This is a genomic window from Marinomonas vulgaris (genome assembly GCF_018145875.1).
In the GTDB taxonomy this organism is placed as follows: domain Bacteria; phylum Pseudomonadota; class Gammaproteobacteria; order Pseudomonadales; family Marinomonadaceae; genus Marinomonas; species Marinomonas vulgaris.
Window position 1 is genome coordinate 1 of record NZ_JAGSSV010000023.1, and the last position, 13,917, is coordinate 13,917.

12 protein-coding genes and 1 other RNA gene are annotated in these 13,917 nt (G+C 43.7%); 8 read left to right on the top strand and 5 right to left on the bottom strand.

The window, feature by feature from the left end:
- Positions 1-1,210, top strand: a 1,210-nt coding sequence (locus tag J9B83_RS13180) for a methyl-accepting chemotaxis protein (RefSeq protein WP_211537300.1), incomplete at its 5' end; no start/stop codon positions are given.
- On the opposite strand, the gene J9B83_RS13185 is transcribed toward J9B83_RS13180, so the two are convergent.
- On the bottom strand, positions 1,211-2,002 hold the full coding sequence (locus tag J9B83_RS13185; RefSeq protein WP_211537301.1) for a class II glutamine amidotransferase: 792 nt from the start codon (positions 2,000-2,002) through the stop codon (positions 1,211-1,213).
- Positions 2,003-2,114: 112 nt separating this feature from the next.
- The gene (hisI, locus tag J9B83_RS13190; protein WP_211537302.1) at positions 2,115-2,528 is read right to left on the bottom strand and encodes a phosphoribosyl-AMP cyclohydrolase; all 414 of its coding nucleotides are present in this window, start codon (positions 2,526-2,528) and stop codon (positions 2,115-2,117) included.
- Positions 2,529-2,735: 207 nt separating this feature from the next.
- Here hisI and ffs point away from each other — a divergent pair.
- An RNA gene (ffs, locus tag J9B83_RS13195) (signal recognition particle sRNA small type) lies at positions 2,736-2,832 on the top strand.
- A 171-nt stretch (positions 2,833-3,003) separates the two neighbouring features.
- Here ffs and J9B83_RS13200 read toward each other — a convergent pair.
- On the bottom strand, positions 3,004-3,372 hold the full coding sequence (locus tag J9B83_RS13200) for a methionine-R-sulfoxide reductase (RefSeq protein ID WP_211537303.1): 369 nt from the start codon (positions 3,370-3,372) through the stop codon (positions 3,004-3,006).
- A gap of 198 nt (positions 3,373-3,570) precedes the next feature.
- Here J9B83_RS13200 and J9B83_RS13205 point away from each other — a divergent pair, with 198 nt between their 5' ends.
- The 3 genes from J9B83_RS13205 (at position 3,571) to J9B83_RS13215 (ending at position 8,547) form a co-directional block, all read left to right on the top strand.
- Complete coding sequence (locus J9B83_RS13205) at positions 3,571-3,819, top strand: hypothetical protein (protein WP_211537304.1); 249 nt, start codon at positions 3,571-3,573, stop codon at positions 3,817-3,819.
- Between the two features lie 85 nt (positions 3,820-3,904).
- The gene (locus tag J9B83_RS13210) at positions 3,905-7,615 is read left to right on the top strand and encodes a PAS domain S-box protein (protein WP_211537305.1); all 3,711 of its coding nucleotides are present in this window, start codon (positions 3,905-3,907) and stop codon (positions 7,613-7,615) included.
- Positions 7,612-8,547 carry a GGDEF domain-containing response regulator gene (locus J9B83_RS13215; protein WP_211537306.1) on the top strand — a complete coding sequence of 312 codons (936 nt, stop codon included), beginning with the start codon at positions 7,612-7,614 and terminating at the stop codon, positions 8,545-8,547. The genes J9B83_RS13210 and J9B83_RS13215 overlap by 4 nt, the downstream gene beginning before the upstream one ends.
- A gap of 126 nt (positions 8,548-8,673) precedes the next feature.
- Here the strand turns inward: J9B83_RS13215 and leuA are convergent, their stop codons facing one another.
- The gene (gene leuA / locus J9B83_RS13220) at positions 8,674-10,347 is read right to left on the bottom strand and encodes a 2-isopropylmalate synthase (RefSeq protein WP_211537307.1); all 1,674 of its coding nucleotides are present in this window, start codon (positions 10,345-10,347) and stop codon (positions 8,674-8,676) included.
- A 194-nt stretch (positions 10,348-10,541) separates the two neighbouring features.
- On the opposite strand from leuA, the gene J9B83_RS13225 reads away from it, so the two are divergent.
- Positions 10,542-11,015 (top strand): Lrp/AsnC family transcriptional regulator, encoded by a 474-nt coding sequence (locus J9B83_RS13225; protein ID WP_211537308.1) that lies wholly within the window; start codon positions 10,542-10,544, stop codon positions 11,013-11,015.
- A gap of 98 nt (positions 11,016-11,113) precedes the next feature.
- Positions 11,114-11,728 carry a GTP cyclohydrolase II gene (gene ribA, locus J9B83_RS13230; RefSeq protein ID WP_211537309.1) on the top strand — a complete coding sequence of 205 codons (615 nt, stop codon included), beginning with the start codon at positions 11,114-11,116 and terminating at the stop codon, positions 11,726-11,728.
- A 107-nt stretch (positions 11,729-11,835) separates the two neighbouring features.
- Here the strand turns inward: ribA and J9B83_RS13235 are convergent, their stop codons facing one another.
- On the bottom strand, positions 11,836-13,056 hold the full coding sequence (locus tag J9B83_RS13235) for a DEAD/DEAH box helicase (RefSeq protein ID WP_211537310.1): 1,221 nt from the start codon (positions 13,054-13,056) through the stop codon (positions 11,836-11,838).
- A gap of 233 nt (positions 13,057-13,289) precedes the next feature.
- Here J9B83_RS13235 and J9B83_RS13240 point away from each other — a divergent pair, with 233 nt between their 5' ends.
- Complete coding sequence (locus tag J9B83_RS13240; RefSeq protein WP_211537311.1) at positions 13,290-13,856, top strand: DUF1415 domain-containing protein; 567 nt, start codon at positions 13,290-13,292, stop codon at positions 13,854-13,856.
- The last annotated feature ends 61 nt before the right edge of the window (positions 13,857-13,917 follow it).

A 13,917-nucleotide genomic window follows, 5' to 3' on the forward strand; every position in this document is an offset into this window, starting at 1 on the left:
CGAAGTGAGTGACTTTTTGTGGTTTTTAACCAAATTAGGCATTCTGGGCACAATGCGAATTCTTAATCGCAGTTTCCTTAGGTGGTTAAAAGTAGCTCTTGGTATAACGATAACTCAACTTTGTACACTATTTTTATTTGAATTTAGTTTTATCTCAGATAGGCCTTTAATCTATATTTTTTTGACTTTAATGAGCTTTCAACTTTACGTTTTATTCATCATAAATAAACGCATAAACTCAATCAATAAGCTGGCTAAAGAATGCTACCACAATCCCTTAATGGAGCGACCTTATACAGGACGGTGCGATGATTTGTCAGCCATTGAGTTAGCTATGATATCAAAATGTGCAGAGTTAAGAGCGGTGACGGCCCGAGTGAGTGAAACGACAGACTCTCTTGTGAATGATGCTAGTAAAGAAGTCCAAAACAGCCAATTAATCGATAATGAGTTGGGAGAAAAAGAAGTTTCCACTCATGCGATGTCTTTAGCTGCTGAGAAAATGCTTTACTCAATTGATAATGTGGCAACGCAAGCTCAAGAGAGTAGTACGTCAGTTAAAAATGCTTTGAATAATGCAAATCAAGGCACGAACAACATTAATGATGCCCAAGAAACAGTCCATCAACTTAGTGAATATTTAGATGATTCAAAAGATGCACTTGCACAGCTTTACGAAGATGTTGATGGCATTGAAGCTATCTTAGAAATGATTCAAGGGATTTCTGAACAGACTAATTTGTTAGCTCTAAATGCTGCAATAGAAGCTGCTAGAGCGGGTGAACATGGAAGAGGTTTTGCTGTAGTTGCTGATGAAGTCAGAGGTCTATCTGGGAAAACAAATGATTCCGTCGATGAAATCAGGTCGAAAATTGAACACCTACAGAAAGCTGCTCAAAAAACTGGGGCACTTGTAAATGCATGTATTCAATGTTCAAGCAAAAGCGTCGAGCAATCAAAAAATAGTAAAAGCTCATTTGAAGTGATTGTGAACGATCTTTATTCCATTGAAGAAAGAAGTCGTACTACTGTCCAAGTGATTAATGAGCAGGTTCAAGTGGCGAAGGATATGAAAGATCATGTTTTTAAGATAAACAATGCCATACAGTCCACTAAAACTTTATCTTCATCTTCGGTTGGACGTTCAAATGACCTAGTTGATAAACTTGAAAGCTTACAGCGTCTTGTTAGGCAATTTAGTGACGGCTAATTAAGAGAGTGAAAAATCCGACAGTTTTGCTGATAAAGGCTGTATTTGGTATGTGTTGTGCTTAATGAGTGCCATATGTCCAGCAGGTACTTGAGTCCAGCTGTCACTGCAGTGATCGAGGGGCTCTGAGCCAATGACCAAATGATCGTTGTATTTCTTAGTAAATAAACTGGGCGCTTTATCGTCACTAGAAAAGCGCACCGCAATGATGTTTTCGCCATCAGAAAAAACGGCGGTAAAGCGAAGAGGTTCAGTTATTCGCTTTTCTTTCATAATGGTTAAAATTTGCAATAAAGTATCAGTGATGGCGTTTTGCGGGTTTTCTTCCAAGCCATTTGCAATCATCAATAAAAAAATAAGCTCAGAGTCGGTAGCCCCGTGGCGTTCGCCATATAAATACTCAGGAATTAAGCGGTCAAGTTGCCAGCGTAAGTCGTCATAGCCGCCAATTTGTCCGTTATGCATAAAAAGCCAATTTTTGTAGCTAAAAGGGTGGCAGTTAGAGCGACTGGTCTCAGTGCCTGTTGATGCTCTTACATGGGCAAAAAACAAATTACTTTTAATGTGTCGGGCCAGGCTTTTTAAATTGCTGTCACTCCAGGCAGGGAGTATCTCATGATATAAACCTGGCTCCTCGCGTTCGTCATACCAGCCTAAGCCAAAGCCATCAGCATTAACTGTCACCGAAGATTTGCGAGCGCTTAAACTTTGATGGATAAGAGAATGTTCTTGTTTAAAAAGTAAGGATTCAAGATAGACAGGCTCACCTTGATACGCCATCCAGCGACACATGTAAATTCTCCTAAACAACCGTAAATCTTGTGGTGTACGTTTCTTAGAAGAGAGGTTTATTTTGGTTCTCTTCTTTAGTAACAGTCGATATCAATGAAAACAGATAAAGTCCTTATGCTTCAGTAAGTGGATCGGTGCGAATGACGACCTTGTCACCATCAACAGTGAAGAAAAAACAATCACGACGATTAGTATGGCAAGCCGGCCCCTGCTGATCGACTTTTATTAATATAGCATCGCCATCACAATCAAACGACATTGATACTAAACGCTGACGATGACCGGAACTTTCACCTTTACGCCAGTACGTTTGGCGTGAGCGAGACCAATAACACACTTGCCCTGTTTGTAATGTTTCTCTGATCGAGGTTTCATTCATATAGGCCAACATTAATACTTCGCCAGTGTCGTGTTGTTGAGCAATGGCGGCAACAAGGCCTTTATCGTCGGTTTTCAAATTTGCCATTACAGTATCAAGAGATAGAGATTCACCCTTGGCAAGGTTTTCGTACGTTTTTAAACTCATGCTAACTTCCTATGTGTAGATAGTGGGCTATCTTATCTTAAATGCACAAGGCGACATAGTCGCAAAACGAGTGCTAAGGACGCAGATGACCAGGCTCAATAGAATAATTTATAAGTATTTGAAAATACGTAAGAAAGGCGGTTGATATTTCAGATTGGCTGCGTATAATTGCGCACCAAGGTCAACAGGCCTCCTTTATGGTGTCTCTGCTGGTCCCCTCGCAACAATAAACCGTTAACCTGGTCAGGTCCGGAAGGAAGCAGCCACAGCGGTGGACTTGTGTGCCGAGGTGTGGCTGGTGGAGATGCCACCTTATTACAAACATCATTTTGTAAGTCATTAATACCTGATTACTTCCCTTCACTGTCATACATCACCTTGCACATCTAGGTTATATGTCTCTTTTGGTATTTTTTAGTTAACGATGCAAAAGCAAACGCCTTGGTTGTACGCATTTGCTTTTTTACTGCATTAGTTAGGCATTGCTTTTAAAAGTCATTGAGATGGAATTAACGCAGTGGCGGATGTTTTTATCCGTTAGTCTTTCTCCTTCAAAAACATGACCCAGATGACCTTCGCAGTTTGCGCAGACAATCTCAATACGGCGTCCGTCGGCGTCCGGAAGACGTTTAACCGCACCGGGTATTTCATCGTCGAAACTAGGCCAGCCACAGTGTGATAAGAACTTGTGTTCAGAAGTGTAAAGCGGCGCGTTACATTGTCTGCAAACATAAAGACCTTCTGCCACGGTATCCGTATATTCGCCGACAAAAGGCGGTTCTGTGCCTTTATTTATGATAACGCTGGCTTCTTTTGGGGTGAGCTTGTTGTAGGGTGTCGTCATGGTGTATTTGCTCTGCATAGATTTTTTGTAGGGTTCTTTGTATAGAGTATCTTATATTCGTGTTTGATGTGGCAAGGTGAATACGTATTGATCGTTTGTCTGACTGGTGTTTGTGGTCCCTAAAGTGAGTTTTTGTTTTACTTTCTTATGTCATGTGCTCTAATTTTCAAATTATTAATAAAATTTAGGGGTTGTAGTATGCATTATAAATTATCTTTTAGTGTTGTTTTACTAGCAAGTGCGGCCATTCTGGGTTCAAGTAATGCGCTAGCATTAGAGGATTACTGTACCCCCAAGTTAAACGATTATCTGGAAAAGCTGGAAAAAACAGTAGACTCAAAATACCTTCCTGACAGCCAAAAAGAGACAGCTAAAAAAGTATTAGAACGTGTCAAAGCAAGCCGCAACGAGACAGAAGACTGCATTCTTGTTGATAAACTCATGTAGTAAATTCATGTATTCAAACACAGTGAAAGCATGCGTCTGGTCTGAGCTTTCACAGCACCTTTAACACAGATTTTGCAGGGAAGGAATGCGATCATTTGATGCTCCTTTAAATGTTGCAAGGCAGTTGGTGGGTTTGCCTTGTTCAGGGTTATTGTTCGGTGATGGTAGATGCCAGTTGTCGGGTAGTTTGCCGCAGGTAACCTCAAACAAGCTGGTTGAGTATGTTCGTCATCATTTGCCTCGTCAACGCGTTGTCTACTTAGACGTGGCAACGCAAAATAGCAAAATAAAGCTAAGCAATGTGCTGCCGAGTATTCATTGCGTGATTGTTGAACCTTTAGATCAGCAGAGGGCATGGCTTTTTTTTCTATCTCATATACCCTGTGCTTTAAGCGAAACTGTCTGTACCGATTATATTTCCAATCTTCATGATGTGTTTGTCGACCTATTACCTATCCAGCCTCCAGCAGAACGTTTTTCTTCATTGGGTTACAGCGACTTTTTCAGTCTTAATAATACCATTCCTGCTTATATTGCTTTGGTAGACGCACAGCTGCGTTATGAGTTTATTAATGATGCTTATGAGCAGCGCTTCAACATGAGCAAAGAGAGCATTCTCGGGCAATCTGTACAGTCATGCTTATCGGTAGATACCTATTCTAAGGTAGTGGCCGAACTGCATAAGGCCCTTAGTGGTCACAATGTCAGCTTTTATTATGAAGTTAAGCAGGGTGCGGATGGTGAACGGCGTTTCTACCAAGCGGCTTATTCGCCACGTTTTGAGCAGGGCAAGGTGACGGGATTATATTTATCGACTCAAGATGTAACCAGTCAGCGACGAACGGTTCAGACACTTAAGTGGTTGCATCAAATTACGGCCAATACTCATCTTTCATTGGATGAAAAACTGCAAAAAATTCTTCAGTTGGGTGTTGAGCAGTTTGCTTTGCCCATTGGCTTGATCAGCTCAATTAATGCTGATGTTTACCAGGTTGAATATTGTCAAACACCAAACGATGAAGTCGTGGCTGGAGCTCAGTTTGAACTAGGAAATACTTACTGCGTTCATACGCTTAATACTGACTCACCTGTGTCTTATTTTCATACCGCCCTTAGTGACATCAAAGAACACCCATGCTATCTGAATTTTGGTCTAGAGGCCTATATTGGTGTGGTGATTTATGTGAATGGCCAACGTTGGGGAACGTTAAATTTTTCCAGTCCAAATCCGAAAGAGAGGGCGTTTGGCGACGATGATGACGAAATCATGAAGTTGCTTGCTCAATGGATCGGTAATGAAATCACAAGACACCAAAATCTTACTCAATTGAAGTATGCAGAGCAGCAACAGCGCCTCAATTTAGAAGCTGTTCTAGAGCAAAAACAACGATTCAAATCGCTTTTTATTAATGCGCCAGAAGCGGTCATCTTAGTGGATAAAAACCGTACAATACGGATGATCAATCCTGCCTTTATAGAGATGTTTGGCTACGATGAGTCACAATTGTTGGGTAACACTACAGAAATGCTGTATGCAGACAATCGCGACTTCACCACTCAAGGGAAAGCGTATCGGAGTGAAGGTAGTGATGTTTTAAATCGCCATAGAGTGGAATACAAAGACAGTAATGGGCGGTGTTTCCATACCGAAACCATGACCAGCCAAATTCAGAATAAGGATGGTAGCCTAGGTGGTTTTATCGCCCATATTCGAGATGTCAGTGAGCGTCTTGCTGTTGAGCAACAGATGCTTGAGACCAACCTACGAATGTCTATTGCCGCCGATACAGCAGGTATTGGTGTGTGGGAAATGGATTTGCATGATAAAAAAGTGCGCTGGGATGATTGGATGTATCGTCTCTACGGTGTTAGCAAAGAAGAGGGGGCTTTTCCTAGCGATGTTTGGACTGACTGCATTCATCCGGAAGATAGGCCAAAGCTAGACACGGCACTTAATTACGTTGAGACCTACAAGGAGAGGCGAGGTAAGGTAGCAGCGTCTTATATTTCGAATATAATGGATTTTGAATTCAGAGTCCTGCGCAAAGACGGTCAGACGCGCTATCTTAAATCCAATGCGGCCATGGTGTTCAACAAATCAGACGAAGCGACACACCTAGTGGGCGTGAATATGGATATTACGTCAAGCAAAGAGACAGAGGCCATATTGCGTGAAGCCAGTCAACAAGCGCTTGCTGGCAGTAGAGCCAAAAGCGATTTTTTAGCTACCATGAGTCACGAAATCAGGACCCCTTTGAATGGTATCTTGGGAATGGCAGACCTCTTAGCTGGCAGCGATTTGAGCCTAGAACAAACTGAAATGTTAGCTATTTTGCGAGCGTCTGGAGACAGTTTGTTAGGCTTGATTAATGATTTATTAGACTTCTCTAAAATCGAAGCCGGACAGTTGTCGATTGAACAAGTTGACTTTAATCTTGAGGATGCCATCTGCAGCGTCGTCAGCTTATTGCAATTGAGTGCTGAGAAAAAGGCGCTTTCGTTGCGAGTTGATTATCAGGCATCTTGCCCAAAGCTCTTTACCGGCGATGTGTTTCGGATTAAGCAAATTGTCACTAATCTTATCGGCAATGCGATCAAATTTACCCAAGTGGGTGGTGTGGTGATTTCGGTGAAAGGTGTTGCGCGAGCCAATGGTTTGATCGCAGTGTCTGTTAGCGTTTCAGACACAGGAGTCGGGATTTCAGAGGCCGCTCAATTAGGTTTGTTTCAGGCCTTTACTCAAGCGGACAGCTCGATCACGCGCAAGTTTGGCGGTACTGGACTAGGATTGGCGATTACTAAACAACTGACTGATCTGATGGGCGGTGATATTAGCCTGACCAGTGAACTCAATGTGGGATCGACTTTTACGGTAACCCTTAGTTTGCCCGAAAGTCATGTGTTGGCGAGTATTAGTCCTTCTAGTATTGAGCTTACAAAGAAGACTGAGGGCACTCGTGGCTCAGTAGCGCAAAAATCCTTACCCATGAGACGCGGTTTGATCTTGGTCGTGGAAGACATGCAAACCAATTTAGCCGTCGCGGAAGGGATGTTGACTAAGTTAGGTTTCGATGTGATTTGCGCCTTGAACGGAGAAATAGGCGTGCTTGAATGGGAGGAAAAGCAACCAGATCTTATTCTTATGGATTTGCATATGCCGGTGATGGATGGCTTCGAAGCCATACGATCGATTCGTGAAGCAGAAAAAGCAAACATTGGCAAACGAGTGCCTATTTTAGCATTAACGGCCGATGTTATGCCGGATACCTTAACCGCTGTATTCAGAGCGGGAGGAGATGGTTTGATTCCAAAGCCATTCAACCAAAAGGAGTTTATAGGTATGTTGGATGAGTTTATGCCAACGCCAAACGCATCTAATGAAACTGCAACTGCAGAGGCGACTTGTACGCCTATTATAAAATCTACCTTTATAGATACGGTTGATGTGGTGATTGCAAAGAGTGTCCTAGCAGACCTGAAGGCCGTATTAGGTGATGATTTTTTATTGTTAGTCAGCGCCTTTACTGATGACGCCGATGCCATTATGGCAACATTCCAAGCGGTATTAGTGGAAGAGAGCCGTAGCGTAGACGCTGACGTGTTAATGCGCTCTGCCCACAGTTTAAAATCCATTAGCTTGAGTGTGGGAGCGTTGCAATTATCTTCTATGGCAAAACAACTTGAGCAAGAAAGCAAAGGTGGTGCGGTATTGTTATTGAATGAAAAGCTAACAGAGATTTTGGCTTGTTATCAGCGTACGAAAGCAGAGCTTCAGAACCTAGTGGTAACCCTATGAAGGTACTTATAGTCGACGATACCAACACAGATCGTGTGTTGCTCAAGTTGTACTTATCAAAACTAGACTGCGTGGTGATTGAAGCACACGACGGTCAAGAAGCCATCGATCTTTTTCTTGAACATGGGCAAGATTTAGATCTTATCCTGATGGACGTGACCATGCCAAATGTCAGTGGCATTGAGGCTGTGAAAGCGATTCGCTCTATCCAAGAGTCACAAAAACAAGAGTGGCTTCCGGTTATTTTTCTTAGTGCTAGCTCGGAAGAAGAGAGCATTGTAGAAGGCATTTTAGCGGGTGGCGATGACTACTTAATCAAGCCCATCAGCCAAAAAATTCTGTCTGTTAAAATGCTGGCAATGCAGCGCATTGCTGACATGAGGAGACGTCTTGTTGAAACGAACTTGGCCTTGGAGCGTCTGGCTTCAACGGATTATTTAACCGGTGTGGCTAGCCGACGTGCTTTTGAAAGCGCCCTTGAACAGGCAATGCTGCATTTCCGTGAGATTCACATGCCCTTTGCCTGCGGCATGTTTGATTTAGATAAGTTCAAAGCGGTAAATGATACTTTCGGTCACGATGCGGGCGATGAAGTGTTAATTAAGGTGGTTCAGTGTGTCAGGGCAAGCCTCAACGATAAAGTGATTATCGGTCGCCTTGGAGGGGAAGAATTTGGCGTTATTTTAGAAAACCTTAACGAAGCGGATGCGTTTGCCGCTTTCGATAAAGTTCGCAAATACATTGAAAGCCATGTGACAACATTTGAAGGGCATGACATTCCTGTCACCGTCAGTATCGGCGTTGCCATGTTTCATTCTGTTGAGAATGACAACATCAATACATTGATTAAACGCGCAGACCAAGCCTTGTATGAAGCCAAAAGATCGGGTCGAAATCGAGTTATTTATCACGCTCGTAATATGGTCCATTAAATCTACGTATGCTAATTAATGTGGTTTTCCACTTTACTGGTCAGTTAGGCAAGCAAACAGGCATATAAAAGCCGATGACTAAAGTCATCGGCTTTTATATTGTAAAGAAACCAAGGTGCTTACGATTTATGCGACAGCTGAGTTACTAGATTCTGTCACTTTTTGGTTAACGGTTGCTAGCAAAGCCTGGATAGAAGCAGAAACAATGTCAGTATCGATGGCAACGCCATTGTAACGATCACCATCTATATTGGCTTGCACATAAGCAATCGCTTGGGAATCACTACCCACAGTAAGAGCATGCTCTTGGTATTGAATGATGTCGACGCGCATGCCAAAGTGCGTTCCCAATGCTTCGCTAAACGCCGACAAAGCCCCGTTGCCATCCCCTGAAATCTGTACACTATTACTGCTACTGGTTAACTCAGCACGCACTGTATCAACATCATCTTTAGCCAAGTCGTATTTGCCCAATTTGTAAGGCGCTGTTCCCGTCATAAAGCTACTTTCGAACAAATCTTTCATAGACTGCGCATCGACAACGCCACCGTCTTTTTCAGCAAACTGCTGCACGATAGGGCTGAATTCTACTTGCAACCAGCGAGGTAAAGCCAAACCGTATTCTTGCTCAAGGGTGTAAGCAATGCCGCCTTTACCAGACTGACTGTTCACACGAATAACTTCTTGGTAGCTGCGGCCTACATCACGAGGGTCAATTGGTAAGTACGCCACATCCCATGGTTTGTCATCAGTTTGATTGGCCAAGCATTTCTTAATGGCGTCTTGGTGAGAGCCAGAGAATGCGGTGAAAACCAATTCACCAGCGTAAGGGTGGCGCGGGTGAACTTGCAATAAAGTACAGGCTTGAACCACGCTGATAATACGGTCCATGTCGCCTAATGATAATTTAGGGTCAATGCCTTGGCTGTACATGTTCATCGCCATGGTCACTACGTCCATGTTGCCGGTACGCTCACCGTTACCAAGCAAGGTGCCTTCGATGCGATCTGCGCCTGCCATAATGCCAAGTTCCGCTGCCGCTACGCCACAACCACGGTCGTTGTGAGTGTGCAAGCTAACAAACATGCTGTCACGTTTTTGCACGTTGCGGCAAAAATATTCGATTTGGTCGGCATAGCGATTAGGCGTAGATACTTCCACTGTTGCAGGCAAGTTGATGATGACCTTGTTCTCTGGTGTTGGTTGCCAAACATCTGTGACGGCATCAACGACTTCTACGGCAAAATCAATTTCTGTGCCGGTAAAGCTTTCAGGAGAATATTGGAACACCCACTCTGTTTCAGGGTGTTTCTCGGCGTGTTCTTTTACGCATTTCGCTCCATTAACAGCGATTTGCTTGATGCCTTCTTTGTCCATGCGGAACACTTGCTCACGCTGAGTAGTCGAGGTGGAGTTATATACATGGACGATGGCTTTTTTGGCCCCTTTTAACGACTCGTAAGTGCGCTCAATCAATTCAGGGCGAGCTTGCGTCAATACTTGAATGTACACATCGTCTGGCACTTGCTCTTCTTCGATTAACCAGCGAACAAAGTCAAAGTCTAACTGTGAAGCCGCAGGGAAACCCACTTCAATCTCTTTAAAGCCCACGTCTACCAAGAGCGCGAAAAATTGTTTCTTTTGTTCTACGGTCATAGGTTCGACCAGTGCTTGGTTGCCATCACGAAGATCCACGCTTGACCAAATAGGTGCTTGAGTAATGTCGTTGTCTGGCCATGCACGATTGGTAATGGCGACAGGTTTGAATGGCGTGTATTTAGTATGATCAAAAGCGGTCATGATGTTTCCCTTATTCATGTGGTCGAGCGGGTAAGCTCTGATTATTATTGATGTCACTTGGTTTAGTGATTGTCTATGAATCTATCATAGCGAATTTTATAGGGTAAAAGATTGCGTTTTTTAGTGTAAAAATCAAGATTAATGGCATTATATTGTTCACTTGTCTGAATAATTAGCAGTAAAAGGTGAGCAATATGGGTTTTGATAAAATTGATTTGAAGATTTTACGCGAAATACAGCAAGATTCTAGCTTAACCAACCAAGAATTGGCCGACAGAGTGGGTTTATCGCCGTCTCCTTGTCTGAGGCGCGTGAAGGCGCTAGAAGAGAGCGGCGTGATTGATCGCAGCGTTACCTTGTTAGATCAAAGTAAATTAGGCTTGAAATTGTCGGTGTTTATCCAGATTAGCATGGACCGACACACACCGGATCGATTTGAAGTGTTTGAATCCACACTGGCGTCTTTTCCTGAAGTGAAATCGTGCAATTTGGTGACGGGGCAGTCGGCGGATTATCTCCTCGAAGTAGTCGTAGAAGACATGGATCGCTACCAAGAATTTCTTCTGGGTAGATTGACAAGAATACCGGGCGTCACGGGGGTGCACTCGAGTTTCTTGTTGAGAAAAATCATTAATCGCACCTCATTACCCTTAGATCATTTAATTTAATGGCTTATTTCCTCATTTAGTGTTGATATTTTTGCTTTTGACCAAATTAATGAGCGTTATAATTCATACCGAAAGAAAGTCTCCAGAGAGAAGCAGTTATGAGCGATTTGACAATAAAGCGTCGAGTGATGATTCCCGTTCGGGCGGGTGACGTGATGGCCGAGTTTATTTCCTTTAATGGCGATGACTCAGGCAAAGAACACATCGGCATTTATTTCGAAGGCACAAAAGAAAAAGCAGACGATTATGTTCCCTTGGTGCGTTTGCATTCAGAATGTTTAACCGGCGACGTGTTTGGTTCGGGTCGTTGTGATTGCGGTGAACAACTTGACGAAGCCATTGATCGTATTAACGAAGAGGGTGGCTATATTTTGTATCTTCGCCAAGAAGGTCGTGGCATTGGTTTGTATGCAAAGCTTGAAGCCTACGCACTGCAAGACCAAGGTTACGATACTTACCAAGCCAATGAAATGCTTCACCTGCCCGACGATGGCCGAGACTTTGGTATCGCCGCTGACATGCTTAAAGCATTGGGTGCTACCAACGTGCGACTGCTTACCAACAACCCAGACAAAGCCGAGCAATTGACACTAAATGGCATCGACGTGGCGGAATTGGTTCCAACGAAAGTGCATGTTAATCAACACAACCGCCTTTACCTAGAAACCAAAGCAAAACGCAAATTTCACACATTGAAATTCGACCCGATTTAAACGCTTTAGTTATCTAGCAAGTAAAAACAAAAAAGCGCCTTGCAAATTGCAAGGCGCTTTTTTTAGGATTCATTGATTTCTATTGAAATCAGTAATGCAGAAGATGATTACTTCTTAGCCGCGGATTTTTTGTCGGTTGGTTTTTTCTTTTTGTTTTTCTTCGCACTGGGCGAGCGCGCTTTGGTTTTGGCTTCTAGCCCTTCGATACGACCGAATTTGATATTGGCTTGCATGAAGCGCTGTATTTTTTCGATCATCGGTAAGTCGTTAATGTCGATCAAGGAAATACAGTCGCCTGGTGCGCCCTCACGAGATGCACGGCCAGCACGGTGGATATAAGAGTCGGCTTTGCGCGGTAAGCGTAGGTTGATCACGGTGTTGATTTCGGGAAGATCGATACCACGAGAGGCCACGTCGGTAGCCACGAGCACTTGCAAGCGACCCCGTTTCATTTGTTTCATGTGTTCGCTGCGATCGCCTTGCTTCATCTCGCCGTGTAGGCCGTCGCACATTAAGCCCATGTTGCGAATGCGCTGCACCCAAATGTCTACGTGCTCGCGGTTTGATACGAACAGAACCGCCTGTTGAACGCGTTCTTGTGTCAGCAAGTGCTTGAGCACGGCTTCTTTGTGTTCTTCGCTGTCAACACGGTAAGCGATTTGACGAATCTGGTTTGGCACGGTGCGAGACGACTCGCCTAAGCGAATCTGCTGGGTTTCGCTGTTGAGCAAGGCACTGGCAAAGCGTCCCATTTTCTCGCCTTCTAGTGTGGCGGAAAACATCAGAGTTTGGTGTTCTTGTGGTAATTCTTTGGCAATGTGGTTGATGGCGCTGACGAAGCCCATGTCCAACATACGGTCGGCTTCGTCGATGACAAAGTAAGACACATCGGTCAAATCCAACCATTGTTTTTCATCCAACTCGACCAAACGACCAGGGGTTGCCACCAAAATGTCGCATAACTCGCTAAGCTGTTGCTGTTGCATGCCGTAGGGCGTACCGCCAATGATTAGATGCGACTGAATGCGGGTATGCTGAGTTAACAACTCAACCACATTGAAAATTTGACGGGCCAATTCACGGCTCGGTGCCAGTATTAATACCTTGGGTGCTGTGGTGGACTGCTCATCGCGGTCGAGAATGTGTTGAACAGCAGGCGCACAAAAGGCGATGGTTTTGCCTGTGCCTGTGGGCGCAGTGGCCAATAAATCTGAACCATCCAATGCGATTGGAATGGCTTGTTCCTGTATTTCTGTCGGTGTTTCAAAGCCAAGATCACTGATGGCTTGTTCAATCGTTGGATCCAAATCTAATTCGGCAAATGACATGTAAACTCTCTGTAGCGGGAAAAATGGCCAGGCTTGATAGGCCTATACCTAAACTGGTGTTCATAATACCTTGTTTTCTAATGTTTGGCATGGAAACTCGCCGTCAAAATAAGAAAACCCACCAAGCCGTATCGGAATGTTTATATGTCAGCAGGGTGTTTAATGCGTCCTCTGAGTGCTTTGTTGGGTACTTTGTTTTAAAATGAGTAATCATTTTAACAAGAAGACACCGCATGTTGTTATCAGACGAATTGGTTACCACCCAGACAATGAAATGGGTGAAAGAATTTATTGTGGCGTTCAATGTGTGTCCGTTTGCGCATCGAGAAGTTGAGAAAGACAGCGTGCGATGCACCGTATTGCGCTCGAAAAAAATGGATGTGGCGCTTGAAGAGTTGATGACTGAGATTCAATGGTTAGATGAGCACCCAGAAACAGAAACCACACTGTTGGTGTTTCCTACCTTGTTTAGTGATTTTCACCGTTATTTGGACTTTGTTGATACTGCAGAAGACCTTATGGCAGAGCAAGGTTGTGAAGGTATTTATCAGTTAGCGACTTTCCATCCAAATTATTGTTTTGCCGGTGCCGAGGCGGACGATGTATCAAATTACACCAATCGCTCACCGTACCCCATGCTGCACTTATTAAGGGAAGCCAGTTTAGATAAGGCTATTGAATTTTATGGCGATACGACTGAGATCCCTAGTCAAAACATTACAAAAATGGAATCTCTTGGAAAACCCACATTAGATGAGGTTTTTTCGGGTTGTATGCGGGTTAATATCGACGAACATTGATTTATATTTTATGCATATTGCGCTTGTTAATGAAGTGCGTATAGTGCGACAAAAAATGCTG